This window comes from Pseudomonas sp. NPDC007930, assembly GCF_042958985.1.
Taxonomy (GTDB): domain Bacteria; phylum Pseudomonadota; class Gammaproteobacteria; order Pseudomonadales; family Pseudomonadaceae; genus Aquipseudomonas.
Genome location: NZ_JBIBKC010000006.1, coordinates 30,684 through 56,525 on the forward strand (window position 1 = coordinate 30,684; position 25,842 = coordinate 56,525).

The 25,842-nt window shown below is 65.7% G+C and carries 23 protein-coding genes; 17 read left to right on the plus strand and 6 right to left on the minus strand.

What is annotated here, in order from left to right:
* Positions 1-78: 78 nt before the first annotated feature.
* Positions 79-1,347: an ATP-binding protein gene (locus ACFZCE_RS14410; RefSeq protein ID WP_390940046.1), complete on the minus strand. Its 1,269-nt coding sequence runs from the start codon at positions 1,345-1,347 to the stop codon at positions 79-81.
* Positions 1,340-2,014, minus strand: coding sequence for a response regulator (locus tag ACFZCE_RS14415; protein WP_390940047.1), 675 nt, complete (start codon positions 2,012-2,014; stop codon positions 1,340-1,342). Before ACFZCE_RS14415 ends, ACFZCE_RS14410 begins: the two co-directional genes overlap by 8 nt.
* A gap of 135 nt (positions 2,015-2,149) precedes the next feature.
* Between ACFZCE_RS14415 and ACFZCE_RS14420 the strand changes: the two genes are divergently transcribed.
* Both ACFZCE_RS14420 and ACFZCE_RS14425 read left to right on the plus strand, forming a co-directional pair.
* On the plus strand, positions 2,150-4,408 hold the full coding sequence (locus tag ACFZCE_RS14420; RefSeq protein WP_390940049.1) for a TonB-dependent siderophore receptor: 2,259 nt from the start codon (positions 2,150-2,152) through the stop codon (positions 4,406-4,408).
* Positions 4,408-5,124: a tetratricopeptide repeat protein gene (locus ACFZCE_RS14425; RefSeq protein ID WP_390940052.1), complete on the plus strand. Its 717-nt coding sequence runs from the start codon at positions 4,408-4,410 to the stop codon at positions 5,122-5,124. Before ACFZCE_RS14420 ends, ACFZCE_RS14425 begins: the two co-directional genes overlap by 1 nt.
* Here ACFZCE_RS14425 and ACFZCE_RS14430 read toward each other — a convergent pair.
* Entirely contained in the window at positions 5,103-5,519 is a 417-nt protein-coding gene (locus ACFZCE_RS14430; RefSeq protein WP_390940054.1) for a hypothetical protein, read from the minus strand. The genes ACFZCE_RS14425 and ACFZCE_RS14430 overlap by 22 nt on opposite strands.
* 71 nt (positions 5,520-5,590) lie before the next feature.
* On the opposite strand from ACFZCE_RS14430, the gene ACFZCE_RS14435 reads away from it, so the two are divergent.
* The gene (locus ACFZCE_RS14435; RefSeq protein ID WP_390940056.1) at positions 5,591-5,947 is read left to right on the plus strand and encodes a MerR family transcriptional regulator; all 357 of its coding nucleotides are present in this window, start codon (positions 5,591-5,593) and stop codon (positions 5,945-5,947) included.
* Between the two features lie 10 nt (positions 5,948-5,957).
* Here the strand turns inward: ACFZCE_RS14435 and ACFZCE_RS14440 are convergent, their stop codons facing one another.
* From ACFZCE_RS14440 to ACFZCE_RS14450, 3 genes are all read right to left on the minus strand, one after another.
* Positions 5,958-6,530, minus strand: coding sequence for a hypothetical protein (locus ACFZCE_RS14440; protein WP_390940058.1), 573 nt, complete (start codon positions 6,528-6,530; stop codon positions 5,958-5,960).
* A gap of 112 nt (positions 6,531-6,642) precedes the next feature.
* Positions 6,643-7,365, minus strand: a complete 723-nt coding sequence (locus ACFZCE_RS14445; RefSeq protein ID WP_390940060.1) for an FCD domain-containing protein — start codon at positions 7,363-7,365, stop codon at positions 6,643-6,645.
* A gap of 89 nt (positions 7,366-7,454) precedes the next feature.
* Positions 7,455-9,194 (minus strand): dihydroxy-acid dehydratase, encoded by a 1,740-nt coding sequence (locus tag ACFZCE_RS14450; protein WP_390940062.1) that lies wholly within the window; start codon positions 9,192-9,194, stop codon positions 7,455-7,457.
* Between the two features lie 174 nt (positions 9,195-9,368).
* Here ACFZCE_RS14450 and ACFZCE_RS14455 point away from each other — a divergent pair, with 174 nt between their 5' ends.
* The 14 genes from ACFZCE_RS14455 to ACFZCE_RS14520 all read left to right on the plus strand — a co-directional run bounded on the left by ACFZCE_RS14455 (position 9,369) and on the right by ACFZCE_RS14520 (position 25,746).
* The gene (locus ACFZCE_RS14455; RefSeq protein WP_390940064.1) at positions 9,369-10,682 is read left to right on the plus strand and encodes an MFS transporter; all 1,314 of its coding nucleotides are present in this window, start codon (positions 9,369-9,371) and stop codon (positions 10,680-10,682) included.
* A gap of 16 nt (positions 10,683-10,698) precedes the next feature.
* Positions 10,699-11,694 carry an AraD1 family protein gene (gene araD1 / locus ACFZCE_RS14460; RefSeq protein WP_390940066.1) on the plus strand — a complete coding sequence of 332 codons (996 nt, stop codon included), beginning with the start codon at positions 10,699-10,701 and terminating at the stop codon, positions 11,692-11,694.
* 45 nt (positions 11,695-11,739) lie between these two features.
* Positions 11,740-13,068: an MFS transporter gene (locus ACFZCE_RS14465; protein ID WP_390940068.1), complete on the plus strand. Its 1,329-nt coding sequence runs from the start codon at positions 11,740-11,742 to the stop codon at positions 13,066-13,068.
* A gap of 674 nt (positions 13,069-13,742) precedes the next feature.
* Complete coding sequence (locus tag ACFZCE_RS14470; RefSeq protein WP_390940070.1) at positions 13,743-14,753, plus strand: alcohol dehydrogenase catalytic domain-containing protein; 1,011 nt, start codon at positions 13,743-13,745, stop codon at positions 14,751-14,753.
* Entirely contained in the window at positions 14,747-15,880 is a 1,134-nt protein-coding gene (locus tag ACFZCE_RS14475; protein ID WP_390940072.1) for a mannitol dehydrogenase family protein, read from the plus strand. Before ACFZCE_RS14470 ends, ACFZCE_RS14475 begins: the two co-directional genes overlap by 7 nt.
* 31 nt (positions 15,881-15,911) lie before the next feature.
* Complete coding sequence (locus ACFZCE_RS14480) at positions 15,912-16,712, plus strand: helix-turn-helix domain-containing protein (RefSeq protein WP_390940074.1); 801 nt, start codon at positions 15,912-15,914, stop codon at positions 16,710-16,712.
* Positions 16,713-16,769: 57 nt separating this feature from the next.
* Positions 16,770-18,194 carry an FAD-dependent oxidoreductase gene (locus ACFZCE_RS14485; RefSeq protein WP_390940076.1) on the plus strand — a complete coding sequence of 475 codons (1,425 nt, stop codon included), beginning with the start codon at positions 16,770-16,772 and terminating at the stop codon, positions 18,192-18,194.
* Entirely contained in the window at positions 18,191-18,532 is a 342-nt protein-coding gene (locus tag ACFZCE_RS14490; protein ID WP_390940077.1) for a cupin domain-containing protein, read from the plus strand. Before ACFZCE_RS14485 ends, ACFZCE_RS14490 begins: the two co-directional genes overlap by 4 nt.
* 41 nt (positions 18,533-18,573) lie before the next feature.
* Positions 18,574-19,647 (plus strand): extracellular solute-binding protein, encoded by a 1,074-nt coding sequence (locus ACFZCE_RS14495; RefSeq protein WP_390940079.1) that lies wholly within the window; start codon positions 18,574-18,576, stop codon positions 19,645-19,647.
* Between the two features lie 712 nt (positions 19,648-20,359).
* Positions 20,360-21,064 (plus strand): FCD domain-containing protein, encoded by a 705-nt coding sequence (locus ACFZCE_RS14500; protein WP_390940081.1) that lies wholly within the window; start codon positions 20,360-20,362, stop codon positions 21,062-21,064.
* A 6-nt stretch (positions 21,065-21,070) separates the two neighbouring features.
* Positions 21,071-21,982 (plus strand): dihydrodipicolinate synthase family protein, encoded by a 912-nt coding sequence (locus ACFZCE_RS14505; protein WP_390940083.1) that lies wholly within the window; start codon positions 21,071-21,073, stop codon positions 21,980-21,982.
* Positions 21,975-23,492 carry an aldehyde dehydrogenase family protein gene (locus ACFZCE_RS14510; RefSeq protein WP_390940084.1) on the plus strand — a complete coding sequence of 506 codons (1,518 nt, stop codon included), beginning with the start codon at positions 21,975-21,977 and terminating at the stop codon, positions 23,490-23,492. Before ACFZCE_RS14505 ends, ACFZCE_RS14510 begins: the two co-directional genes overlap by 8 nt.
* Positions 23,489-24,829, plus strand: a complete 1,341-nt coding sequence (locus ACFZCE_RS14515; protein WP_390940086.1) for an FAD-dependent oxidoreductase — start codon at positions 23,489-23,491, stop codon at positions 24,827-24,829. The genes ACFZCE_RS14510 and ACFZCE_RS14515 overlap by 4 nt, the downstream gene beginning before the upstream one ends.
* 65 nt (positions 24,830-24,894) lie before the next feature.
* The gene (locus tag ACFZCE_RS14520) at positions 24,895-25,746 is read left to right on the plus strand and encodes a glycine betaine ABC transporter substrate-binding protein (protein WP_390940088.1); all 852 of its coding nucleotides are present in this window, start codon (positions 24,895-24,897) and stop codon (positions 25,744-25,746) included.
* The last annotated feature ends 96 nt before the right edge of the window (positions 25,747-25,842 follow it).

Here is a 25,842-nt window from a genome sequence, read left to right on the forward strand (position 1 = left end):
TTACCAACACTCAAACGCTGATGGTGAACTTACCAACATTTGGTAAATAAGTCATCCACTCAGGAAGGGCCGGTTGCCTCACCCAGGCCCGCACTCCAGGCGAAAACACGTCGGCCCGCCCACATCCGAATGCACGTGAATCGCCCAACCCTGGTGCTGGCAGATGCGCTTGACCAGTGACAGGCCCAAACCGAGGTTCTCCGCCCCTGGCTGCTCGCCGCGGGTAAAGGGCAGGAACAGGGTTTCCTGTTGGCCGGCGGCCAGGCCGGGGCCGTTGTCTTCGACCTCCAGCCAGCCACGGCCGGCGCGCAGGCGCACCACGCTGCCGGCGCCAGCGTATTGCAGGGCGTTGCGCAGCAGGTTGCCGAGCACCGTGCGCAGCAGCGGCAGTGGGTACAGCGGGCCGGCTTCGGCGGGGCCGGCGAGCTCCAGGTTGAGCCGCACCTGCAGCCGGGTGGCCTGGGCCTGCCATTGCTGCCACTGCTCCTCGGCCACCGCCTGCACGCTGCCGTGGGGGAAGCCCAGGCAGTCGCCATCGCCGCGGGCGAGCATCAGGTAGGTGTCGAGGCGCTGGCGCATGTCGTGCATCGCCGCTTCGGCGCGGGCCAGTTGTGCGGCGGCCTCTTGGGTGAGCGCTTGTTCGTCGCGCAGCACTTCGCAGGCGCTGAGCGCGGCCATCAGCGGCGTGCGCAGTTCGTGGCCCACGTCGGCGGTGAACAGGCGCTCGCGCTGCAGGGCTTGTTCGAGGTGGTTGTAGGTGTCGTCGAAGGCGCCGGCGGCGGTGCCGATCTCGTTGCGGGCAAAGCCTGGCTGCAGCCGCGAGCCTGGCGCCAGGGCGGCGCGCTGGGTCATCCCGGCGGCCAGTTGTTCGATCGGCCGCACCAGCCGGCGGGTGGTGATCAGCCCCAGCAACGAGGCCAGCAGCACGATGCCGCCCAGGCTGATCACCCCGACCATCACCGCGGTGGCCTGGCCGTGCTCGTAGTCGGTGTAGTCGCGCATCAGCACGAAGCGCTGTGGGCCATCGTCGAGCACCCGCACGTGCCACAGGCGCCCGCCGCGCATCAGCTTGTAAAAACCTGGCCCCAGAGGGCGCAAGGCTTCGGGAAACGCCGCCGCCCCCGGCGCGCCGACGAAATAGCGCCCCGGCCGGCCAGCGCCACCGTGGGCGACTTCCTCGCGGATGCGCGCGATGGCAATGCCCATGTCGATGTCTTGCAGCTTGACCTCGCGGCGGTTCAGGCTCCACACCGACAGCCCCAGCACCAGCGCGCCGGTGCCGAGGCTGACCAGCACATAGAGCAGGATCAGCCGGCGCCGCAGGCTGTAGCGGCGCGGCTCAGTCATCGGCGCTGAGCCGGTAGCCGATGCCGTGCACGGTGCGCAGCAGCGCCTGGGGGTAGGGCTTGTCGATCACCTGGCGCAGTTGGTGGATGTGCGTGCGCAGGCTGTCGCTGTCGGGTGGCGAATCACTCCACAGCAGCTCTTCGAGCTTGCGCCGCAGCACCACCGCCGGGCTGGCCTGCATCAGCGCGGTGAGCAAGCGCAGCGGCGCCGGCGGCAGCTTCAGCGGCTGGCCGGCGCGGCTCAGGGCCAGGGTGGTGGTGTTCAGCGCCAGGTCGCCAACGGTCAACACCGCCGCGCGCGGTGCCTGGGCCCGCTGCAGGATGGCATTGACCCGCGCCGCCAGTTCGGCCAGCGCGAAGGGCTTGACCAGGTAATCGTCGGCGCCGGCCTCGAAGCCCTCCAGGCGGTCGTCGAGGGCGTCGCGGGCGGTGACCATGATCACCGGGGTGCGCGGCCCGGGTTGTTCGCGCAGGCGTTGGCACAGTGCCAGGCCGTCGAGCCGGGGCAGCATCAGGTCGAGCACGATCAGCTCGAAGTCGCCGCCACGGGCCATCTCCAGGCCCTGGGCGCCGTTTTCCGCGCAGTCGACGATGTACCCGCGCCGGCTCAGGTAGCGGGTGATGTTGGCGAGGATGTCGAGGTCATCCTCGATGATCAGGATACGCATGGTAGAGGGGTGGCCTTGAGTGTTTCAGCGCTGAAACTTCTTAACGAGAACTTGAGAAGCGCTGGGGCAGACTTCGCGACTGAAAATCGTTGCTGTTTACTTTAACCCGCTCGAATGCCAAGCGCGAGAACCTCAATGAGCCGCTACCCTTCCCGCACACCCCGCCTGGACGCCTCGCTGGGCATGGCGGTCGCCACCCTCAGTGGCTTCACTTACGCCGCCGACGAAGTGCCCGACACCCTGCAACTGGCCCCGACCACCATCGACGCCAGCGCCGAGACCGCCTCGCCCTACCAGACCGAGAAGCTTTCCGGCAGCAAGTTCACCGAAGCCCTGCGGGACACCCCGCAGAGCATCAGCGTGGTGCCCAAGCGCGTGCTGCAGGAACAAAACGCCCAGGACCTCAAAGACGTACTGCGCAACGTGCCGGGCATCACCTTCAACTCCGGTGAAGGCGGTGGCGGGGTGGGCGATAGCATCAACATCCGCGGCTTCAGCGCCGACGGCAACATCTACCGCGACGGCGTGCGCGACCCAGCCAAGTACACCCACTCCGAGCTGTTCAACACCGAGCAGGTCGAAGTACTGAAGGGATCGAGCAGCTCGGGCTGGGGCGTGGGCGCCATCGGCGGGGCGGTCAACCTGGTGACCAAAACCCCTGAGCTGAAAAACTTCGACACCCTCGACCTGGGCGTGGGCACCGCCAACTACCGGCGCTCGACCCTCGACATCAACCACACCCTCGACGGCCTCGGCCAGGGCGCGGCGTTCCGTTTGAACGTGGTCGGCTACAAGGGCGGGGTGAACGGCCGCGACTGGATCGAGCGCGAGCGCAACGGCTTCGCGCCGTCGCTGGCGTTCGGCCTGGGCACCGACACCCGCTTTAGCGTTGCCTATGAATACCTGCACGACTACGGCAACACCGACTACGGCATTCCCACCGTCGATGGCAGCAACGGCAGCAGCCCGCACCGCTTGGCCAGTTGGAGCAGCTACTGGGGCTGGCGCAACCTCGACAAGGAAAACAACGAGTCGCACCGCCTGAGCCTGAAGTTCGCCCACGACTTCAACGACGTGGTGAGCTTCGACACCCAACTGAGCTACTTCCACCTCGACCACGATTACTTCGTGACCACCCCTGGCGGCACCTACTACGGTGCCAACAGCCCGGCGCCGGGCGTGCATGCCGACCGCGGGGTGTACCGCCGCACCATCAACACCCCCTCGCGGGACCAGGCCAACGCCACCTGGAGCGAGCAGAGCAACCTGACCTTCAACTTCAACACCCTCGGCATTGGCCACACCCTGGTCACCGGCGTTGAGTACAGCCAGCAAACGCTGCAGTCGGACATCGGCAAGTTGGTCAGCGCCGACGCCACGCAGATGAGCAACCTGGGCACCGACAGCAACGGCTGGTCGAAGTACCCTTACTCGGCCAACCAGTACACCAGTTCGAGCATCAGCGCCGAGCAAACCGACAAAGCCGTGTACGCCCTCGACACCCTCAAGTTCGATGAGCACTGGGCCCTGCACCTGGCCGGCCGCGAAGACTGGTACCAATCACGGGTCACCCGCAACGACTCGCGCAGCAGCCCGACCGCGGCCTGGGTCGATGGCGGTACATCCTCCAGCGCTGAACGCATCGCCAGCGTTCATACCGCGCTGGTGTACAAGCCGGTGGAGGCGGGCAGTATCTACCTGAGCTACGCCAACGCGCGCCAGCCCAACAGCCTGACCGCCATCGCCCAGACCGGCTCGAACAGCGGCGACAGCACCCAACGCGGTAAAACCTACGAGCTGGGCACCAAGTGGGATTTGTTCAACGAAAACCTCAGCCTGACCGCCGCGCTGTATGAAACCAAGCGCAGCCTGACCTACACCGACGACGACAGCGGCGCCATCCTCAGCGTGGGCGGCGAGCAGCGCGTGCGCGGCCTGGAGCTGGGCGTGGTGGGTAATGTGAACGCCTGGTGGTCGGTGTACGCCGGCTACGCCTACCAGAACAGCAAAACCCTCAAAGCCGCCAACGACGGCTCCGAGAGCGGCATCGCGATCGCCAACACGCCCAAGCACACCCTCAGCCTGTGGAACACCTTCAAGCTGCCCGGGCACAACAGCCTGAGCTACGGCGTGCGCTATGTCGACACCGTAGACATCTACCAGGGCACCGGCAACGGCGCCGATTCGGTGACCACCTCAGCCAGTAAAACCACCGTGCCGGACTACGTGGTGCACGACTTGGCCCTGACCCACGCCTTTAGCCAGGCACTGGACGTACGCCTGAACGTGACCAACCTGTTCAACAAGCGTTACTACGCCGAGTACAACGGCCGCGGCTACGGCCTGCCGGGCGAAGGGCGCGGCGCCACGATGACCGCCGAGTACCGCTTCTGATGCTCGCCGACCCGGTGTTGCGCCTGGGCCTGCAGGGCCCGGCGCACGTGGTGCGGCTGCTGCTCGACCAGGCCCGAGCCGGCAGCGCTGAGGCGCAGGCACGGCTGGGCCAGGCCTTGCTCGACGGCCACGGCATCGAGCAAGACCCAGCCCTGGCGCTGCGCTGGTTCCGCCTGGCGGCCCAGGCCGGCCACCCGATGGCGCTGAACATGGTTGGCCGCTGCCTGGAGCTGGGCTGGGGCACGGCGCCGAACCTGGCAGAAGCCGCCCGGCATTACCGCGCCGCCGCCGACGCCGGGTTGGATTGGGGCCAGTACAACCTCGGCAACCTGCTCAGCCAGGGCCGTGGCGTGCCGCGCGACTTGCCGCGGGCGCTGGCCTGGTACCAGCGCGCGGCCGACTGCGGGCATGCCAAGGCGATGAACCTGGTCGGGCGCTTCTATGAAGAGGGCTGGGTGGTGGCGCAAAACCTCGACCTGGCCTTCGAGTGGTTCCAGCGCTCGGCGCTGGCCGGGGATTTCCGCGGCCAATGCAGCTACGCGGCGATGCTGGTCCGCCGGGGCCGCCGCGCGGCCGCGGCGCAGTGGTTGCTGCGCGCCACGCACACGGCCACCCCGGGGTTTTTGCAGAAGATCCGCCACGCGGTGCAGGCCATCCCCGGCACGGGCTTCGAGGCAGTGCTGGCGCGCATCGATCAGCGCCTGGCGGCGCCCTGAGCGGCCCGCACCGGCCAGGCTTGCAGCACGCCGAAGGCCACCTCCATCAAGGTAAAGCCCAACAGCAGCACACTGGCCCCGGCGCCTACCGCGTACAACTGCCAGAGGGTAAACACGCCGCGCGCGGCGGCGTCATAGCGCCCGGCCGCCAGGCTTGTGTGGCGCAGCCGCCACACCGCCCACACCGCCACCAGGCTGCCGAGCAGGTTGGCGAAGAGCATTTCCGCGGCCCCCAGCACCGGGATCGGCCGGGCCAGGCCCAAGGCCTCGGACAGCGTGGCAAAGCTGCCCAGGTACAGCGCGGCGGACCACGGCGTCATGAACGGGGCGGTGACCAGCAGGTCGTACACGGCGCTGATGCGCACCAGGGTCAAGTAGCGGCTTGCGTTGAACATGGGCTTTCCTCATTGTGTGGGCCGCGCAGGCTAAAGCCTGGAGCAAGGACCAAGGTCAATAAGGAATTCACATGAAAATCGGCGCCCTCGCCAAGGCCACCGGCGTCACCGCAGACGCCCTGCGCTTCTACGAAAGCCGCGGCCTGCTGCGTGCCCAGCGCAGTGCCAACGGCTACCGCGACTACCCGGTGGAAACCGTGCAGTTAGTGCAGTACATCCGCATGGCCCAGCAGTTGGGGTTTACCCTGGCGCAGATCGGCGAGAACCTGCCGCTGCTGTGGCAGGCCGGGGAGGCCAGCGGCGAGCGGCTGGCGCAGGTGTTCGACGAGAAAATCGCCGCCCTGGATGAGCGCATTGCCCAGTTGCAGGCGTTGCGCGGGGCATTGGCGCAACGGGCACGGCAGGTGTGCCCGTTGCGGCTGCGGTAGCGCGGCGCTGTCAACCGGCCTGGATGCCCTTGAACCTGAAGGTCAGCGGCTCGCCTTCGGCGGTATTCAAGCCGAGCATGCGCTGGCCGCCCGGCAGGATCACCGGCTGCAGCCCGATGCGCTCTCCGGCATCGTTGCGCAGGTAGAAATCGACCTGCTCGGCACCTTCGGGCGTACCGTCCCATTCAGCCAGTGGCTGCAGTTTCCAGTCGCTCACCGTGGAGGGCTGCAACGGGCGTGGAACAAAATAATTCACCGCGTCGTTGAGGATTGAAAAATCGTAGAGCGCGACTTGGCCATCGTTGCCGTAGCCGAGCGAACCGAACCTGAACAAGTTCACATCGCCGGTGCCGTTGATGGCATAGAGCACCCGTTCGGGTTGGCTTTCGCGGTACTTGAAAGCAAAACGCATGATCACTGAAAACGACTGCGCAGACGTGGTGGTCAGGTGCGCCCAACCTTCAAGGAGTGTGTTGAATGGGTTCAAGAACTGGTCGATGCCGATGGTGTTGCTCAGCGCGACGCTGCCGCCGATTTCAGGCGTGGTGCAGATGATTTCCGCGGTGAAGTCCTGTTCGAGCATGGGAACCTCCTGTTCCTCGGGTGTGCCTCCACTGTGGGGCACGCCGAGCCTGCGCGCGACAGGGCGAACGGCCAAGGCTGCAAGGTTTCCACTGGGGGCCCTGAACCCTGCCTCAAAGCCCCAGGCTTTTCCCCAACACCACCCCCAGGGCATCCCGTGCATCGTCCAGTTGCACCAGCGCCGCCTGGCGCGCGCCGAGGGCGTCGCGGTTCTGGATCGCGGTGAGGATCGCCTTGTGCCGCGGCAGCGCCAGCTCATGCAGGTTGGGCCGCTGGTTCGAATAGCGCAGCGCCTCGCGCAGGGCCGAGGAGAGCATGTTGCACAGGTGAGTGAGCAGGTCGTTGTGGGTGGCCTGGGCGATGCGTTCGTGAAAGTCGAGGTCAGGCTGCAGCAGGCTGTCGGCCGAGCCCGAGGCTTCCATGCGTGCATAGGCCTCGCCGATCGCCTCGACCTCCGCGGCGCTGGCGTGTTGCGCCGCCAGCGCCGCGGCGGCCGGCTCGATCACCGCGCGCACGCTGGTGAGCATGGCGAAAAAGTCGTTTTGCGGGGTGCTTTGCATCAGCCAATGGAGCACGTCTGGGTCCAGCAGGTGCCACTCGCCGCGCGGCTTGACCACCGTGCCCACGCGCGGCTTGGAGAACACCAGCCCCTTGGCCACCAGCACCCGAGTCGCCTCGCGCAGCACCGGGCGGCTGACCGCGTACTCCTCGCACAGCGCGGCTTCGGCCGGCAGTTTGTCACCCGGCTGCCATTGGCCAGCGACGATGCCCATGCCGATGTCCTGGACAATACGCGAGTGCATGCTCTTGCGGTCGGAGGGGGTGCGGTAGTCCATCGGCAGCAACAGCTCGTTCGGGGGAGGACGCTAAAGCTACAAGCTGCGCGGCTGCCAGGGCAAGCCCGTTTACCGCGCGGCCGCTCGGCTCAATGCGAATGCCGCGGCACCTCCGCCCCTCGGCAGCCGACCAGGAAGTCAAAATCACAGCCTTGGTCCGCCTGCATCACATGCTCGATGTACAACTGCCGGTAGCCGCCGGCGATCCAGTTGTTCTGCGGCGGCTGCCAGTCGGCCAGGCGCGCGGCGAGTTCCTCGGCGCTGACGTCCAGGTGCAGGCGGCCGCTGGCGCAGTCCAGTTCGATCCAGTCGCCCTCGCGCACCGCCGCCAGCGGCCCACCGGCGGCGGCTTCCGGGGCGACGTGCAGCACCACCGTGCCGTAGGCGGTGCCGCTCATGCGCGCGTCGGAGATACGCACCATGTCGGTCACGCCCTGGGCCAGCAGCTTGGCCGGCAGGCCCATGTTGCCCACCTCGGCCATGCCCGGGTAACCCTTGGGCCCGCAGTTTTTCATCACCAGCACCGAGTCGGCGGTCACCTCCAGTTCCGGGTCGTTGATGCGCGCCTTGTAGTCTTCGAAGTGCTCGAACACCACCGCGCGGCCACGGTGTTTCATCAATGCCGGGGTGGCGGCGGACGGCTTGAGCACCGCGCCTTGCGGGGCCAGGTTGCCACGCAGCACGCAGATGCCGCCGTCGGCCACCAGCGGGTTGCCGATGGCGCGGATCACCTCGTCGTCGCCATAGATGGGCGAGGCCTTGACGTTGTCCCACAGGCTTTTGCCGTTGACGGTGAGCGCGCCGGGGTGCGGCAGCAGGTTGTTCTCGCCCAGCCGGCGCAGCACCGCCGGCAGGCCGCCGGCATAGTAGAACTCTTCCATCAAAAAGCGCCCGGAGGGCTGCAGGTCGACCAGGGTGGGGGTGCCACGGCCGATGCGGGTCCAGTCGTCGAGTTCCAGCGGCACGCCGATGCGCCCGGCGATGGCCTTGAGGTGGATCACCGCGTTGGTCGAGCCGCCGATCGCCGCGTTGACCCGGATGGCGTTTTCAAAGGCCTCGCGGGTGAGCACCTTGGACAGGCGCAGGTCTTCTTTGACCATTTCCACCGCGCGCATGCCCGACATGTGCGCCAGCACATAGCGACGCGAGTCCACCGCCGGGATGGCGGCGTTGTGCGGCAATGACACCCCCAGCGATTCGGCCATGCAGGCCATGGTCGAGGCGGTGCCCATGGTGTTGCAGGTGCCGGCCGAGCGCGACATGCCGGCCTCGGCGGAGAGGAATTCGTCGAGGCTGATCTGCCCCGCCTTGTAGCTTTCGTGCATCTGCCAAACGATGGTGCCGGCGCCGATGTCGCGGCCGTGGTGCTTGCCGTTGAGCATCGGCCCACCGGTGACGACGATGGCCGGTACGTCGCAACTGGCCGCGCCCATCAGCAGCGCCGGGGTGGTTTTGTCGCAGCCGGTGAGCAGCACCACGCCATCGACCGGGTTGCCGCGGATGGCTTCCTCAACGTCCATGCTGGCCAGGTTGCGGGTGAGCATGGCGGTGGGGCGCAGGTTCGATTCGCCGTTGGAGAACACCGGGAACTCCACCGGGTAGCCGCCGGCTTCGAGCACGCCGCGCTTCACGTGCTCGGCGATTTGCCGGAAGTGGGCGTTGCAGGGGGTGAGTTCTGACCAGGTGTTGCAGATGCCGATGATCGGTTTGCCATGGAACTGATGGTCGGCGATGCCTTGGTTTTTCATCCAACTGCGGTACATGAAGCCGTTCTTGTCGTTGGTGCCGAACCACTGGGCCGACCGCAGGGTGGGTTTTTTATCAGTCATGGGCTTCTCTCTTATTGTAAGACTTAATCGAACCGGTACCGGAAAAGATAGGCGCAAAAAACCCGCCTGTGAAGTGGTTGCAGGTTAAATAGTATTACTTTATTGTTTTCCCACGGCGGCCCGCAGAGGCCTGCCCGGCGTTTCCATAACAACAACAACGCGGAGACTCACCCCATGAGCCAGGAACTCGCGCTCATCCGTCGCATCACCTTCAAGCTCATACCGTTTCTCGTGCTGTTGTACCTGGTGGCCTACATCGACCGTTCGGCGGTGGGCTTCGCCAAGCTGCACATGAGCGCCGACGTCGGCCTGGGCGATGCCGCCTACGGCATGGGCGCTGGGCTGTTCTTCATCGGTTATTTTTTGCTGGAGGTGCCGAGCAACCTCTGGCTGGAGCGCTTCGGCGCGCGGCGCTGGTTCGCCCGCATCCTGATCACCTGGGGCGCGATCACCTGCGCCATGGCGTTGATCCAGGGGCCTACCAGCTTCTACGTGCTGCGCTTTTTGCTTGGTGCGGCGGAGGCGGGGTTCTTCCCGGGGGTGCTGTACTACATCACCCAGTGGTACCCGGTGCGCCACCGCGGCAAGATCATGGGGTTGTTCATCCTCTCCCAACCCATCGCGATGATGATCACCGGGCCGTTGTCCGGGGCCTTGCTCGGCCTTGAAGGCGCGGCCGGCCTGCATGGCTGGCAGTGGTTGTTCATCACCATCGGCCTGCCGGCCATGCTGTTGGCCTGGCCCACCCTGCGTTACCTGCCCGACGGCCCGCAGCAGGTGAAGTGGCTCAGCCCCGAAGAAAAAACCTGGCTGGGCGCCGAGCTTGCCCGCGACCTCAACACCTATGGGCAAACCCGCCACGGCAACCCGCTGCATGCACTGAAAGACCGCCGCGTGCTGTTGCTGGCGCTGTTCTATTTGCCGGTGACGCTGAGCATCTACGGCCTGGGCCTGTGGTTGCCAACCCTGATCAAGCAGTTTGGCGGCAGCGACCTGACCACCGGGTTTGTCGCGGCGGTGCCCTATGTGTTCGGCATCGTTGGCTTGTTGATCGTGCCGCGCAGCTCGGACCGCTTCAACGACCGCTACGGGCACCTGGCCGGGCTTTACGTGCTGGGCGCGCTGGGGCTGTTCGGCGCGGCCTGGTTTGCCGCGCCGCTGTGGCAACTGGCGGCGTTGTGCGCGGTGGCGTTCTCGTTGTTTTCCTGTACGGCGGTGTTCTGGACGCTGCCCGGGCGCTTTTTTGCCGGGGCCAGCGCGGCCGCCGGTATTGCGCTGATCAACTCGGTGGGCAACCTCGGCGGTTACATCGGGCCGTTCGTGATCGGCGCACTCAAGGAATACACCGGGCAACTGAGCAGCGGGCTGTACTTTCTCGCCGGGGTGATGGCCTTCGGGCTGGTGCTCACCGGGGTGGTCTACCGGGTGCTGGAGCGCCGCCACGCGCTGCCGGCCAGTGGCTTTGCCGCCAGTGCCCGTTCACGTTAACCACAGGGGTTAAACCATGCGTATTGTGCAGTTTCAAACGGATAACGGCGACCGCCGGGTCGGTTGCGTCGAAGGCTTCCAGGTGCGTGAAGTGGCCGGGGTGGGCAGCGTGCGCGAGCTGGCGCTGGTGGCCATCGAGCAGGGCACCGACCTGGCCGCCCAGGTCGCGCGGCTGGGCCTGGGCGCGGCGTTCGACTACCGCCAGTTGCTCGACCAGGGGCGCATCCTGCCGCCGCTGGACCACCCGGACACCGCCCATGTGCTGGTCACCGGCACCGGCCTGACCCACCTGGGCAGCGCCGCCACCCGCGACAAGATGCACCAGCAGGCGGCCAGCGACGAAGGCGCGCTGACCGACAGCATGAAGGTGTTCAAGTGGGGCGTGGAGGGCGGCAAGCCGCCGGCGGGGCAGGTAGGTGTGCAGCCGGAATGGTTCTACAAAGGTGACGGCGGCATCGTCGTACGCCCCGGCGGCGCCTTGCCGCTGCCGCCGTTCGCCGAAGACGGCGGCGAGGAGCCTGAGCTGGCCGGCCTCTACGTGATCGGCCCGGACCACCGGCCGTACCGGGTGGGCTACGCGGTGGGCAATGAGTTCTCCGACCACGTGATGGAGCGGCGCAACTACCTCTACCTGGCCCATTCCAAGCTGCGTGCCTGCAGCTATGGCCCGGAGCTGCGGGTGGGCGCCTTGCCCGAGCACCTCGAGGGCACTAGCAGGATCCTCCGCGATGGCCAGGTGATCTGGGAAAAACCCTTCCTCAGCGGCGCGGCGAACATGTGCCACAGCTTCGCCAACCTGGAGTACCACCACTTTAAGTACGCGCAGTTCCTGCGCCCGGGCGATGTGCACGTGCACTTTTTCGGCACCGCCACGCTGTCGTTCGCCGACGGCATCAGCGCCCAGCCGGGGGACCGCTTCGAGGTCAGCCTGGCCGAGTTCGGCGAGCCGCTGGTGAACAGCCTCGGCACAGCCGAGGCGGTGTTCGAGATGGGCGGGGTAGGGGTGCTCTAGGCCCCGCCCTTCGATCACAACAACAAGACTACGAGGCGCCACCCCATGCCCAGCCCAGCCGCCACCCTAGCCACCGCCCCAAGCCGCGCCGCGTTGCTCGAAGAGCAGCTCTACCGCAAGGTCAACTGGCGCATCGTGCCGTTGTTCATCTGCTGCTTTTTGTTCGCCTATCTCGACCGGGTAAACATCAGCTTCGCCAAGCTTGAGATGCAAAGCGACCTGGGCTTCAGCGACTCGATCTACGGGCTGGGCGCCAGCTTGTTCTTCGTCGGTTACTTCCTGTTTGAAGTGCCGAGCAACATGCTGCTGCACCGGGTTGGCGCGCGGCTGTGGATCGCGCGGATCATGGTCAGCTGGGGCATCACCTCGGCCTGCATGATGTTCGTTAGCAACGAGACGTGGTTCTACGTGCTGCGTTTTTTGATCGGGGTGATGGAAGCCGGCTTTGTGCCGGGGGCGCTGTACTTCTTTACCCAGTGGTACCCCAGCCACCGCCGGGGGCGGATCAACTCGTACTTCAAAAGCTCGATCTGCCTGTGCGGCATCGTCGGTGGGCCGCTGGCCGGGTTGATCCTCGGGCACTTCGACGGCGTCAGCGGGCTGAAGGGCTGGCAGTGGTTGTTCCTGCTCGAGGGGCTGCCGTCGATCGCGCTGGGCGCGGTGGTGTTCTGGCTGGTCGCCGACCGCATCGAGGATGCCCGCTGGCTCAATGATGAAGAAAAAGCCCTGATGCGCCAGCGCATGCAGGAAGACCGCGCCGCGGAACCTGCCGCGGCGCAGGGCGAGGGGCTGCAGGCGGTACTGCGCCAGCCGGTGACCTGGGTGATGGCGCTGATCTACATGTTCCTGGTGATGGCGCTGACCGGGCTGTTGTTCTGGATGCCACAACTGATCAAGGGCGCCGGCGTGGCCAGCCCGCTCAACATCGGGTTGCTGAGCATGCTGCCGTACATCGTCGCGGTGCTGTTCAACCTGGCCATGGGCAGAAGCTCCGACCGCCGTGGCGAGCGGCGCTGGCACATGGCGGCCTGCGCGGCGCTCACCGCCGCGGGCTACCTGTTGTGCGCGCTCACCCCGGGGCAACTGCTGCCGTTGATGCTCGGCATGAGCCTGATCATGGCCGGGATCATCGCCTGGATGCCGATTTTCTGGACGATCCCGCCGCGCTTTCTCAGCGGCATGGCCGCGGCGGCCGGCATCGCGCTGATCAACTCGGTGGGGCAGTTGGGCGGGATCATCGCCCCGTACCTGATCGGCCGCGTGCGCGACCTGACCGGGGTGACCACGCCAGCGCTGTACCTGCTGTGCGGGGTGTCGGTGCTGGCGGTGGGGCTGATCGTGTGGGGGGTGCCGAAGCGGTTTTATCGGCGTTGAAGTTTGATTAAAACCCGCCCCTCGCGAGGCGGGCTCCCTAGGCAGCCGCTATTACCGGTGGCTGTCGTAGTGATCCCTCAGAAACTCATAAAGGCGAAATGCCTTGTAGAGGATCCCGAGGGCGCTCAGTACACGCCGCAACATCGTAGGATGCTGTTTCATGAATCAGGCCCTTTGCGACCTGCCTCTGGCACATTGATCGGGGCTAGTGTGCCTGGCGCCCGTGTTGGTGGACTCTGCGAGGTGGCCAGGTTGATGAACCTCCCGCAAGCCCGATGCAAGGTTCCTACACCTCGCGCCAGAAGGACCGAATTCGTGCGAAAACCTAGCCTTCTCACAGCGCCGCCAATCGGCTGAGCGGGCAAATGTTAAGAGGAAGCGAAGCGCTGTGAAACCTTGCAATCGTTGCAGGAAGTTATTGCCCGTGCCTGCCCACCGTGGCATTGCCCCACAGGTTTTTTTTTTGTATCGTTCCCCTCGTTGGTGGGCGCTGCACAGCTCCTCCCTTTGGGTGTTCCTACCACCCGAAGCCAAAAAAACCGCTGGTTCCCCCCAGCGGTTTTTTTACGCCCGCTGATTATTTGGTAAGGCCAATACCAAACTGGTCTTGCCAATCCTGCCGCCCTCAACTAGCGTTTCTCCCACCGCCCACCCCGGGCCAGGAGAACAACAACATGCTCACCGTACTCTGCCAACAGCCCGGTACCCTGGTGCCGCTCGACCGCCCGGTGCCCACCCGCCAGCCTGGCGAAACGCTGATCCGGGTCAAGCGCGTGGGGGTGTGCGGCACCGACCTGCACATCTTCGCCGGCAACCAGCCGTACTTCGAATACCCGCGGGTGATGGGCCATGAGTTTTCCGGCGTGGTCGAGGCCAGCGAGCCCGGCTCGGGCCTGAGCGAGGGCGAGGTGGTGTACGTGATGCCGTACCTCTCCTGTGGCCACTGCGTGGCCTGCCGCCAGGGCAAGACCAACTGCTGCGTGCGCCTGCAGGTGCTGGGGGTGCACAGCGACGGCGCGCTGACCGAGTACGTCAGCGTGCCCCATGGCTTTGTGCACAAGGCCGAGGGCATCAGCCTGGACCAGGCGGCGATGATCGAATTCCTCGCCATCGGCGCCCACGCCGTGCGCCGCTCCCAGGCCCGCGCCGGGCAGCGGGTGCTGGTGGTCGGCGCCGGGCCGATCGGCATGGCCGCGGCGATCTTCGCCGGGCTGCGCGGTGCCCAGGTCACGGTGGTCGATGGCCGCGCCGACCGCCTGGCGTTTTGCGCGCAGCAGCTCAAGGTGCATGCCACCGTCGCCTTGGGCGAGGGTGACAAGGCGCAGCTCGAGGCGTTGAGCGAGGGCGAGTGGTTCGACGTGGTGTTCGACGCCACCGGCAACCCCAAGGCGATGGAGCGTGGGTTCGAGTTCATCGCCCATGGTGGCACCTATGTGCTGGTGTCGATCGTGCAGGGCGCGATCAGCTTCTCCGACCCCGAATTCCACAAGCGCGAGGCCACCCTGCTGAGCAGCCGCAACGCCACCGTCGAAGACTTCGAACACGTGGCCCGCTGCATGCGCGAAGGGCGTATTCCCGATGCCGCGTTGAACACCCACCGGCTGGCGCTGCAGCGGCTGCCCGGCGAGTTTGCCCAGTTGCTCGACCCGGCCCAAGGCGTGATCAAGGCGATCGTCGAATGCTGAACGCCGGCCCGCGCACCCCGATTCTTCAATTCGGCACCAGCCGCTTTCTGCAGGCCCATGCCGACCTGTTCATCTCCGAAGCCCTGGCCCAAGGCAAGGCGCTGGGCCAGGTGACCGTGGCGCAAACCACCGCCAACCCGGCCAGTGCCAGCCGGGTCGCGGCACTGGCCGGCGGCGGCGGCTACCCGGTGCGCATCCAGGGCCTGGAGGGCGGCGTTGTGGTGGACGAAACCCGCCAGTGCCACGCCATCGCCGCGGCCCTCAGCAGTGCCCAGGATTGGCCCGCGCTGCGGGCGCTGTTCAACCAGGTGCAGGTGGTGCTGAGCAACACCGGCGACAGCGGCTACCAACTGGCCGCCGAAGACGGCCCCCAGGCCCTCGCCGCGCAGGCAGCGGCGCCGGTGAGTTTCCCGGCCAAGCTGCTGGTGCTGCTGCACGGGCGCTGGCAGGCCAACCCCGAGGCGCCGCTGTCGTTGTTCCCGTGCGAGCTGGTGGTGCGCAACGGTGAGGTGCTGCGCGGGTTGGTCAGTGAACTGGCGCTCAGTTGGCAGTTGCCCGCGGGGTTTATCGATTACCTGCACAGCACCTGCCGCTGGGCCAACGCGTTGGTCGACCGGATCGTCTCCGCGCCGCTGCAGCCGGTGGGCGCGGTGGCCGAGCCGTATGCGCTGTGGGCGATCGAGCGCCAACCCGGCCTGCAACTGCCCTGCGAGCACCCGGCGATGGTGCTCACCGACAACCTTGAGCACTACGAACACCTCAAGCTGTTCCTGCTCAACCTGGGCCACAGCTGGCTGGCCGAGCGCTGGCTGTGCGATGCCCGGCCCGCCACTGAGACCGTGTACCAGGCGCTGCAGGACGCAGCGCTCAACGCCTCGCTGGAAAGCCTCTGGGCCGAGGAGGTGCTGCCGGTGTTCGCCGCCCGTGGCCAGCTGGCGGCGGCGCGGGATTACCTCGCCAGCCTGCGCGAGCGCCTCGGCAACCCGTTTCTCGAGCACCGCCTGGCCGACATCGCCCAGCACCATGGGGTGAAGAAACAACGGCGCTTCGGCCCGGTACTGCGGATGGGCGCACAACTGCCGGGGCTGGCGCAACCGCGCTTGGCCGCGGCGCTGGCCAGGGGGTAGACTCAAGGCGCCATCGCACAGTTGCCGCCCCATGCCCACGCCCCCTCCGGACACCGCCGCGCAAACCCCGCTGACCCTCGAGGTGGTCATGCGCTACCACTTGGCGTGGAAGCGCCGTGACCTCGAGGCGATCCTCGCGCTGTACCACCCCGAGGTGCAGTACAACGACTTTTTCCAGAACCGCAGCATGGGCCTGGCCGAGTTGCGCGCGTACGTCAGTGGCACCTTGCCGCGCCACCCCGATGAGTACCTCGAGCACAACGACCGCATCCGCGTAGACGGCAGCACGGCGTTCATCCAGTACCAGACCGCCCTGCAGGGCAGTGGTGAGCGGGTGGTGTTCCGCTCCAGCGAGGCGATTACCGTGAGTGGCGGGTTGATCCTGCGCATCAACGAGTACGCCTCGCTGGTGCGCGAGGGCGAGCCGGCCACCGGCCGCCAGGCGCCGGCGATCAGCAAGCTGGGCCTGTCGGCCCGGCAACTGGGCTTCATGGCCCGCGACCTGGCCGATTACTTCGAGCGCCAGCGGCCGTTCCTCGACCCGGAGCTGGACCTCGCGCGGGTGGCCGGCGCCACCGGCTACAGCCGCAACCAGCTCAGCTACCTGCTCAACCAGGTGCTGGGGCAAAGCTTCTACCGCTACGTGACCCAGGCGCGCCTCGCCTACCTGCTGGCGCGCCTGGCCGAGCAGGGCGAGGGTGCGGCCATTGACGAGTTGGCGGCCAGCGCCGGGTTCAACTCCACCTCGGCCTTCTACAAGGCCTTCCGCACCCACACTGGCAGCACCCCGAAGGCCTGGCTGCAGGCCCATTGCGCGCGTGCCCGCAGATAAGACAAGCGCCCGCCGCCGCGCTTAACCTCTGCCGGCAAACAACCGGTGGAGCGTGTGATGAGTGGGTGGCGTGGTGTGAGCTTGTGGATGGACCAACTCGGCGAGGCGATCGAGCCGCGCCCGGCCCTGCACAGCAACCTGCAGGCAGACGTAGCCATCATCGGCGCCGGCTACACCGGCCTGTGGACGGCCTACTACCTCAAGCGCAAGGCGCCGCACCTGAACATCGTGGTGCTCGAGGCGCAGGTCGCCGGCTTCGGCGCGTCTGGGCGCAACGGCGGCTGGCTGATGGGCAACCTGCTCGGTGAAGACCGCCTGCTCGGCCCGCTGCCGGCCGCCGAGCGCCAGGCCGGCTATGAACTGCTGCACGGCATCCCCGACGAAGTGGCGCGGGTGTGCGCGGCAGAGGGCATCGATTGCGAATTGCGCAAGGGCGGCGTGCTCTATTGCGCGGCGCGTTACCCGGAGCAGGAACGGCGCCTGCGCGCCCAGCTCGACGGCTACCGCGAAGAGGGCCTGGGCGAGGCAGACTACCAGTGGCTCAGCCCCCAGGCCCTGCGCGAGCAGCTGAACGTGGCCCAGGCCTATGGCGGCATCTACTCGCCCCATTGCGCGACCATCCAACCGGCCAAGCTGGTGCGCGGGCTGGCCCAGGTGGTCGAGCGCATGGGGGTGGCGCTGTACGAACAAACCCCGGTGCTGCGCTGGCAGCCCGGTGAAGTGGTCACGGCCCATGGGCGCGTCAGCGCCGCCTGGGTGGTGCCGGCGGTAGAGGGCTATTCCAGCCTGTTGCCGCCGCTGAACAAACATCATGTGGCCGCGCAAAGCCTGATCGTCGCCACCGAGCCGCTGCCTGCCGATGTATGGGCGCAGATCGGCCTGGCCCGCGGCCAGGCGTTCAGTGAAAGCAGCCGGCAAGTCACCTACGGCCAGCGCAGCCGTGACGACCGCCTGGTGTTCGGCGCCCGCGGTGGCTACCGCTTTGGCGGCCGCCTGCGCAGTGACTTCAACCTCAGCCTGGCCGAGCGTGAATTGCGCCAGCAGCTGTTCAGCGAGCTGTTCCCGATGCTGCGCAACGTGCGCCTGACCCACGCCTGGGGCGGCAACCTCGGCGTTGCCCGGCGCTTCCACCCGCACATGCTCGCCGACCGCCGCCAGCAGGTGGCGCTGGCCGGCGGCTACGGTGGCGAAGGGGTGGGCGCGAGCAACCTGGGCGGGCGCACCCTGGCTGACCTGATCCTCGGCCAGAACACCGAACTGACCCGCCAGCCCTGGGTGCTGGGCGACCGCCCTGTGGCTTCGCTGCCGCGCTGGGAGCCCGAGCCGCTGCGCTGGCTGGGTTACAACGCCATCATCCAGAGCTTCGTTTTCGAGGACCGGGTGCTGGCCAACCCCCATGCGCCGCGCTGGCGGCGGGCGATGGCCGAAGCCCTGGCCGGGCGCATGGAAAGCCTGATGCAGTCCAAGGAGCCCTTTGCATGAAGATCGATATTTTCCGCGACACCGCCCACCTGCCGCTGGGGCAACCCGGCCCGGTCGGCGTGCCGCTCGGCGAGCCGGTGGCGCAGGTCGCCACCCAGGGCGTTGAACGCGCCGATGGCGTCGAGGCCGGGGTGTGGGAGTGCAGCCCCGGGCGCTGGCGCCGGCAGATCGTGCAACAAGAGTTTTGCCACTTCATTCAGGGCCGCTGCACCTTCACCCCCGACGAAGGCGAGCCCATCGAGATCCAGGCCGGCGACGCGTTGATGTTCCCCGCGAACACAACGGGCATCTGGGACGTACAAGAAACCGTTCGCAAAAGCTATGTACTGATTTTCTGACTGCCCCATCCATAACGCCTAGAACAAAGGTTGAGGTCTGTATGTTGAAGTCGATCGCCCCGTTGCTGTTGTTGGCATCCACCGCCCAGGCGGCGGATACCGTGCGGATTTACAACTGGAGCAGCTACATCGCCCCAGATACGTTGAAAGTGTTCACCGAGCGTAGCGGGCACCCCACCCAATACGACCTCTACGACAGCAACGAGGTGCTCGACGCCAAGCTGATGGCCGGCCACTCCGGCTACGACGTGGTGTTCCCCTCCAACCACTTCATGGCCCGGCAGATCACCGCAGGCGCCCTGAAAGACCTCGACCGCAGCAAGCTGCCGAACTGGAACAACCTCAACCCCACGCTGATGAAGGCCCTGGAAGCCAACGATCCGGGCAACCGCCATGGCTTCCCGTACCTGTGGGGCAGCACCGGCATTGGCTACAATGTGGCCAAGGTCAAGGCGGTGCTGGGCGATGTGCCGATCGACTCATGGGACATCGTGTTCAAGCCCGAGAACATGAAAAAACTCGCCCAGTGCGGCGTGGCGATGCTCGACAACGGCCCGGAAATCCTCCCGATCGCCCTTAACTACCTCGGCTTGCCGCACCACAGCCAGGACAAAGCCGACTACGACAAGGCCCAGGCGCTGCTGCTGAAGGTGCGCCCGTACGTGCGCTACTTCCACAGCTCGAAGTACACCAGCGACCTGGCCAACGGCGACGTGTGCCTGGTGGTGGGCTTCTCCGGCGACGTAATGCAGGCCGCCTCGCGCGCCAAGGAGGCCGGCAACGGCCAGCAGATCGACTATGTGATCCCCAAGGAAGGCTCGCCGATGTGGTTCGACATGGTCGCCATGCCCGCCGACGCCCCGGATGAAGCCGCCGGCTATGCCTTCATGAACTACCTGCTCGAGCCGAAGGTGATGGCCGACATCAGCAACCACGTGCACTACGCCAACGGCAACGCCGCGGCCGAAAGCCTGGTCGAGCCAGCCATCCACAACGACCCGATGGTCTACCCGCCGGAAAGCGTGATGCAGAAGCTGTTCGTGCTGCAGGCCATGCCGCTGCAAACCGACCGCCTGCGCACGCGGATCTGGAGCCGGATCAAGAACGGCGAGTAATCGCTAGCCGTCGCGCCTCCCACCAGATTTGTGTAAGCACTTGATTTACTGGGCAACACAGACCCCGTGGGAGGCCGTGGTCCGGCACTCCGGCTGTGCCGTAATGCTGTTCACTTAAGCCATTTCAGGGCTTCGTGGACGGGATCGATCTGTGAGCCCTGCTGATTTCGTGCATGAGCTTCAGGGCCCATCGCCCGGCACAGCCGGCCTCCCACCAGATTTGCGTAAGTACTTGATTTACGTGGCAACACAGAACCCGTGGGAGGCCGGCTGTGCCGGGCGATGGGCCAGTCAGGTCATGCGCTCGGTAAAATCACTTGGAAAAAACTGGGCTTTTGACCCTCAATTAGCGCTCTGATTGCTTAAGTGAACAGCATTACAGCTATGCCGGGCGAAGGGCCAGTTAGCCCGGCACGAATGCCAAGCCCTGTGCCCGGCCTCCTCACGTTTCCCCCGCCTCAATCCCTCGAAACCCCGCCCTCAGGGGCATATCATTTGGCGACAAGCTCATGCCCAGAAGCGACCCGCTCGCTTCTGCCATGGGCTTTTGGCAACCCATTGTTTTAAAACGATAAAGTGGCGTGCATTTTGAATTTTCGTTGTATTTACGTTGTGTACAACGTGAATACAACGGATTGACGCCGCCGTGCCTGCATGCAAATCTCAACTCATCCACGTTGCCCAGCGGCAACACGCGCACCGGAGGTGCCTGGTGAAAAGCGGAAAAAACGGCCTTTACGAAGACTTGAAACGGCAGATCCTGACCATGGAACTGGACCCGGACCAAGTACTGGACGAAGTCACCCTCAGCGAGCGCTATGGCCTGTCGCGTACCCCGGTGCGGGAAACCTTCCGCCGGCTGGCCGGTGAAGGCTACCTCGACATCCGCGAAAACCGCGGGGCCCGGGTGATCCCGATGAACCACTCGACGCTGCGCAACTTCTTCCTGGTCGCGCCGATGGTGTACGCCGCCATCGGCCGCCTGGCCGTACAGAACTTCAAACCCCAGCAGTTGGTAGACCTGAAGAACACCCAGGCGAAGTTTCGCAAGGCCGCCAGCAGTGGCGACGCCCTGGGCATGGTGATCGAGAACAACCGCTTTCACGAAATCATGGGCGAGATGGCCGGCAACCCGTACCTGGAGCCGAGCCTGAGCCGCCTGCTGATCGACCACGCGCGCATCGGCAATACGTTCTTCCGCCCGCGTGACAGCGGCATGCAACAACGCCTGGACTTATCGGTAGACCACCACGACGAGTTCATCGAAGGCATTGCGCAACACGATGAAAGCAAAGTGGTGGACTTGGTTTTTGAACATTGGGAACTGTCCAGGGCGAACATGGAATTGTTCATCGCGCCGCAAGGGCTTAAAGCGGACGCCTTGGTCGACGGCCCGGCTACTAAAACGATGGAGTAAACCCTCTTGAAATTCGAAGGTATCTACACGCCCGCGGTGACACCGCTCACAGCCGACGGCCAGATTTGCAAGCGCACGTTTGCCGAGGTGCTGGAGTCGCTGATCGAAGCGAAAGTCCACGGCATCATCATTGGCGGCTCCACCGGTGAGTATTACGCGCACACCGCCGAAGAACGCCTGATGCTGGCCGAATACGCCAAGAGCGTGATCGGCACGCGCACCGCGCTGATCATCGGCACCGGCGCGATCCGCACCGAAGACGCGGTGATGTACGCCCAGGGCGCGAAAGATATCAAAGCCGACGCGATCCTGGTGACCACGCCGCCCTACGCGCTGCCCACCGACAAGGAAAACGCCATCCACGCGTTGACCATCGACCGCGCCGCCAACCTGCCGATCATGCTCTACAACTACCCCGGGCGCATGTGCGTGAGCATGGGCGAGGAGTACCTGGCGCGGGTCGGCAAGTCGAAAAACGTGGTCGCGGTCAAGGAAAGCTCCGGCGACATGAGCCGCGTGCACTGGATGGCCCGTGACTACCCGCACATTGCCCTGAGTTGTGGCTGGGATGACCAGGCCCTGGAGTTCTTCGCCTGGGGCGCGCAAAGCTGGGTGTGCGCCGGTTCCAACTTCCTGCCGGGCGAGCACATCGCACTGTATGAAGCCTGCGTGCTGGAAAAGAACTTCGACAAGGGCCGCAAGATCATGGCGGCGATGATGCCGCTGATGAACTTCCTCGACCAGGGCAAGTTCGTCCAGTCGATCAAGTTCGGTGTTGAACTGCTGGGTATCAAGGCCGGCCCGGTACGGGCACCGCTGGGCGAACTCAACGACGATGAAAAACGCGCCCTGCAAATTGTGATTAACACCGCCAAACGTACCGTTGCCCACATTGTCGCGGAGTCGAAAAATGTCTGATCTGCTCACCACTGCCGAATACGCGGCGATCGCCCACAGCCTGCAATTCCCCAGCGGCGCATTCATCGACGGCGCGTTCCGCCCCGCAGCCAGCGGCAACACTCTGGAAACCGTCAACCCGGCCACCGGTGAAACCCTCACCACCCTGGCCGCCTGCGCCCAGGCGGATGTGGACTACGCCGTGCGCAAAGCCCGCGAGGCCTTCGACGATGGCCGCTGGCGCTTGCAGCACCCGGGTGAGCGCAAGCAGGTGCTGCTCAAGCTGGCCAAGCTGATGGAGCAGCACCGCCATGAACTGGCCGTGCTCGAAAGCCTCGACAGCGGCAAGCCGATCCGCGAATGCCAAACGGTCGACGTGCCCGACACCATTCATACCCTGCGCTGGCACGCCGAGCTGATCGACAAGCTCTACGACAACACCGCCCCGGTCGGCAGCAATGCCCTGGCGATGGTGGTGCGCGAGCCCATCGGCGTGGTCGGCTGCGTGCTGCCGTGGAACTTCCCGCTGCTGATGCTGGCCTGGAAAATCGGCCCGGCGCTGGCCTCGGGTTGCTCGGTGATCGTCAAGCCCGCCGAGCAAACCTCGCTGACCACCCTGCGCGTGGCCGAACTGGCCCTGGAAGCCGGCGTACCGGCAGGGGTGTTCAGCGTGGTCACCGGCACCGGCAAAGACGTCGGCGAGCCGATCGGCCTGCACGCGGATGTCGACATGGTGTCGTTCACCGGCTCCACCGCCACCGGCCGGCGCTTCCTGCACTACGCGGCCGATTCGAACCTCAAGCGCATCGTCCTCGAGTGCGGCGGCAAGAACCCCGCCGTGGTGATGAACGACGCTGAAAGCCTCGACCTGGTCGCCGAACAGGTGGTCAACGGTGCGTTCTGGAACATGGGTGAGAACTGCTCGGCCACCTCGCGGTTGATTGTGCACGAAGACGTCAAGGCCGAACTGCTCGAACGCATCGGCGCCTACCTGCGCGAATGGAGGATGGGCAACCCGCTCGACCCGCAGAACCGCGTGGGTTCGATGGTCAGCACGGCGCACTTCGAGAAGGTCAGCTCGTACCTGGCCAAGGCCCAGGAAGAAGGCCTGCAGGTGATCCTCGGTGGCGACACCGACGCCGGTATTTTCGTCCAGCCGACCGTGGTCGATGGCGTGGGCGCGGGCAGCAGCCTGTTCCAGGAAGAGATCTTCGGCCCCGTGCTGACGGTGACCACCTTCACCACGCTGCAAGAGGCGATCGCCCTGGCCAACGACACCGTGTACGGCCTGGCCGCTTCGGTGTACACCGGCAACCTGCGCACCGCGCTCAAGCTCGGCCGGGAAATCCGCGCCGGCGTGGTCACCGTGAACTGCTTCGGCGAAGGCGATGCCAGCACCCCGTTCGGCGGCTTCAAGCAATCCGGCTTTGGCGGGCGTGACAAATCGGTGTTCGCCCACGACCAGTACACCGAGATCAAAACGCTGTGGATCGACACCTCCGACCGCGCCGTGGAAGAGAGCGTGAAATGACCCACATCAAGCGCCTTCCGGTCGACACCGGAACCTCCGGTTGGGAGGCCATTTCCAGCCGCAGCGCTGCGATGCGGGCGCTGGAAGGGGATGTGAACGCCGATTGGCTGGTGGTCGGCGCCGGCTTTGCCGGGCTGACCGCCGCCCACCGCCTGGCCGAACTGTGCCCCGGCAGCCGCATCGTGGTGATGGAAGCCCGTGAAGTGGCCAAGGGCCCGGCCGGGCGCAACTCGGGCTTCATGATCGACGTGCCGCACAACCTCGCCGCCGGGGAGTATTCCTCCGGCAACGCGGCGGCCACGGCGCTGGAAATGGCGCAAAACCGCCTGGCCATCGCCTACGCCAAGGGCATTGCCGAGCAGTACGGCATGCCGCTGGAAACCTTCAACCCGTGCGGCAAGATCAACGCCGCGGCCTCCGAGCGCGGCGCCCGGCTGAACCGGGACTTCGCCCGTTCGCTGCAGGCCGCGGGCGAGCCTTTCGAGCTGTACGATGCCGCGCGCATGCGCGACATCACCGGCAGCCAGTACTACAGCGGCGGGCTGTACACCCCCGGCGCGGTGCTGATCCAACCGGCCAACTATATCCGCTCGCTGGCCGCCGGCCTTGGCGGGCAGGTGGAGTTGTACGAGCACAGCCCGGTGGTCGAGCTGAACAAGGCCGGCGGCCAATGGCACGCCAAAAGCCACCGCGGCACGGTGCGGGCGAACAAGGTGATCCTCGCGGTCAACGGCCACATCGAAGACTTCGGCCACTTCGCCGGGCGCTTGCTGCACATCTTCACCTACGCCTCGATGACCGCGGCCTACACCCACTCGCAGTTCGACCGCGCCACCACCGGGCGGCCGATGTGGGCGCTGCTGCCCGCCGACCCGATGGGCGCCACGGTGCGCAAGTACACCGAGGCCGGGCTGTCGCGGATCGTGATCCGCACGCGCTTTACCTACGACCCCAGCGTGCAGGTCAGCCAGCGGCGGGTGGCGGCGATCGCCGAGGAACAACGGCATTCGTTCGACGCGCGCTTCCCGGAGCTGAAAAAAGTGCCGTTCGAGTTCAGCTGGGCCGGGCGCTTGTGCCTGAGCCGCAACAGCACGCCGGCGTTCGGTGAACTCGACGCCGGGCTGTATTCGGCCTGTTGCGAAAACGGCCTGGGCACGGTGAAAAGCACGCTCGCCGGGATGATGGTGGCGGAGTTGGCCACCGGCCAGGCGTCGGAGCACCTGCGCCAGTACCAGAACACCCCAGGGCCTAACCGTTTACCGCCCGGCCCGCTGGCTTGGTTGGGCGTGAACTCGGTGATCCGCTGGCAAGAATTGCGTGCAGGAAAAGAGGGTTGAAACTTCAACTCGCGCAATAAAAACGCCTGAAGGCGTTCAATTAAACTTCACGACGGGGAATCAACATGAAGCTGTTGAAGAAGGCATTCTGCGCCCTGGCAATGGTCGCAGCGACGATCTTGCCTGTACACGCGGAAGAAAAAACCATCACCATGGGTACACTCTCATGGGAAGACTTGACGCCCATCACCGGTATTACCAAGAAAGTATTGGAAGACCAAGGCTACACGGTAAAAGTGACCCAATTCTCTGAATGGGGCATTGCTTACGCCGCGTTGAGCAAAGGTGATATTCAGATTCTTGCCTCGCAAATCGATTACGTCGCCCAGGACTACTGGAACAAGAACAAGAACCGCCTCGAGAAAATCTCGCCGGTGTCCCATGGCCTGTACCAGGGTATTGCCGTGCCAAGTTATGTGCCGGTCAACTCGCTGGAAGAACTCAACGCCAACGCCGAGAAGTTCAACAACAAGATCGTCGGTATCGAACCCGGTTCGGGCCTGATGAGCGACGCCACCAACGCGGTGAAAAGCTACGGCCTCAAGTTGCAACTGCTCGAAGGCAGCAGCGCGGCGATGACCGCGGCGCTGAAGTCTGCGGTGGACCGCAAGGAGTGGATCGCCGTGACCATCTGGGACCCGTCCTGGATGACCCAGAAGTTCGAAATGAAATACCTCGCCGACCCCAAGGGCGTGTTCCCGCCACCGCAGGGCTACTACTGGATCGGCCACAAGGGCTTCAGCGCCGAGAACCCGAACGCGCGTGAAGTGATCGCCAGCGTTTACGTGCCGATCGCCGACATCAAGGCCATCAACGGTGACGTAAAAGACGGCAAGACCATGGACGAGGCCGTCAAGGCCTGGACCGATGGCCACGCCGACCTGATCAAGCGTTGGGAAAACATCAAGAAGAACTAACGGCCCCGGCCTCCCAGCACACCGGTGGGAGGCCTGCTTGGCCGGGCGAAGTGCCCGCCAAGCCAACACCTCTTGATCGTCACGCCCCTGCCACAC

What these genes read in the sequence shown, in the direction of transcription:
- ACFZCE_RS14410 (WP_390940046.1), bottom strand. Translation starts at nt 1,347, where the DNA reads ATGACTGAGCCGCGCCGCTACAGCCTGCGGCGCCGGCTGATCCTGCTC.
- ACFZCE_RS14415 (WP_390940047.1), bottom strand. Translation starts at nt 2,014, where the DNA reads ATGCGTATCCTGATCATCGAGGATGACCTCGACATCCTCGCCAACATC.
- ACFZCE_RS14420 (WP_390940049.1), top strand. Translation starts at nt 2,150, where the DNA reads ATGAGCCGCTACCCTTCCCGCACACCCCGCCTGGACGCCTCGCTGGGC.
- ACFZCE_RS14425 (WP_390940052.1), top strand. Translation starts at nt 4,408, where the DNA reads ATGCTCGCCGACCCGGTGTTGCGCCTGGGCCTGCAGGGCCCGGCGCAC.
- ACFZCE_RS14430 (WP_390940054.1), bottom strand. Translation starts at nt 5,519, where the DNA reads ATGTTCAACGCAAGCCGCTACTTGACCCTGGTGCGCATCAGCGCCGTG.
- ACFZCE_RS14435 (WP_390940056.1), top strand. Translation starts at nt 5,591, where the DNA reads ATGAAAATCGGCGCCCTCGCCAAGGCCACCGGCGTCACCGCAGACGCC.
- ACFZCE_RS14440 (WP_390940058.1), bottom strand. Translation starts at nt 6,530, where the DNA reads ATGCTCGAACAGGACTTCACCGCGGAAATCATCTGCACCACGCCTGAA.
- ACFZCE_RS14445 (WP_390940060.1), bottom strand. Translation starts at nt 7,365, where the DNA reads ATGGACTACCGCACCCCCTCCGACCGCAAGAGCATGCACTCGCGTATT.
- ACFZCE_RS14450 (WP_390940062.1), bottom strand. Translation starts at nt 9,194, where the DNA reads ATGACTGATAAAAAACCCACCCTGCGGTCGGCCCAGTGGTTCGGCACC.
- ACFZCE_RS14455 (WP_390940064.1), top strand. Translation starts at nt 9,369, where the DNA reads ATGAGCCAGGAACTCGCGCTCATCCGTCGCATCACCTTCAAGCTCATA.
- araD1 (WP_390940066.1), top strand. Translation starts at nt 10,699, where the DNA reads ATGCGTATTGTGCAGTTTCAAACGGATAACGGCGACCGCCGGGTCGGT.
- ACFZCE_RS14465 (WP_390940068.1), top strand. Translation starts at nt 11,740, where the DNA reads ATGCCCAGCCCAGCCGCCACCCTAGCCACCGCCCCAAGCCGCGCCGCG.
- ACFZCE_RS14470 (WP_390940070.1), top strand. Translation starts at nt 13,743, where the DNA reads ATGCTCACCGTACTCTGCCAACAGCCCGGTACCCTGGTGCCGCTCGAC.
- ACFZCE_RS14475 (WP_390940072.1), top strand. Translation starts at nt 14,747, where the DNA reads ATGCTGAACGCCGGCCCGCGCACCCCGATTCTTCAATTCGGCACCAGC.
- ACFZCE_RS14480 (WP_390940074.1), top strand. Translation starts at nt 15,912, where the DNA reads ATGCCCACGCCCCCTCCGGACACCGCCGCGCAAACCCCGCTGACCCTC.
- ACFZCE_RS14485 (WP_390940076.1), top strand. Translation starts at nt 16,770, where the DNA reads ATGAGTGGGTGGCGTGGTGTGAGCTTGTGGATGGACCAACTCGGCGAG.
- ACFZCE_RS14490 (WP_390940077.1), top strand. Translation starts at nt 18,191, where the DNA reads ATGAAGATCGATATTTTCCGCGACACCGCCCACCTGCCGCTGGGGCAA.
- ACFZCE_RS14495 (WP_390940079.1), top strand. Translation starts at nt 18,574, where the DNA reads ATGTTGAAGTCGATCGCCCCGTTGCTGTTGTTGGCATCCACCGCCCAG.
- ACFZCE_RS14510 (WP_390940084.1), top strand. Translation starts at nt 21,975, where the DNA reads ATGTCTGATCTGCTCACCACTGCCGAATACGCGGCGATCGCCCACAGC.
- ACFZCE_RS14515 (WP_390940086.1), top strand. Translation starts at nt 23,489, where the DNA reads ATGACCCACATCAAGCGCCTTCCGGTCGACACCGGAACCTCCGGTTGG.
- ACFZCE_RS14520 (WP_390940088.1), top strand. Translation starts at nt 24,895, where the DNA reads ATGAAGCTGTTGAAGAAGGCATTCTGCGCCCTGGCAATGGTCGCAGCG.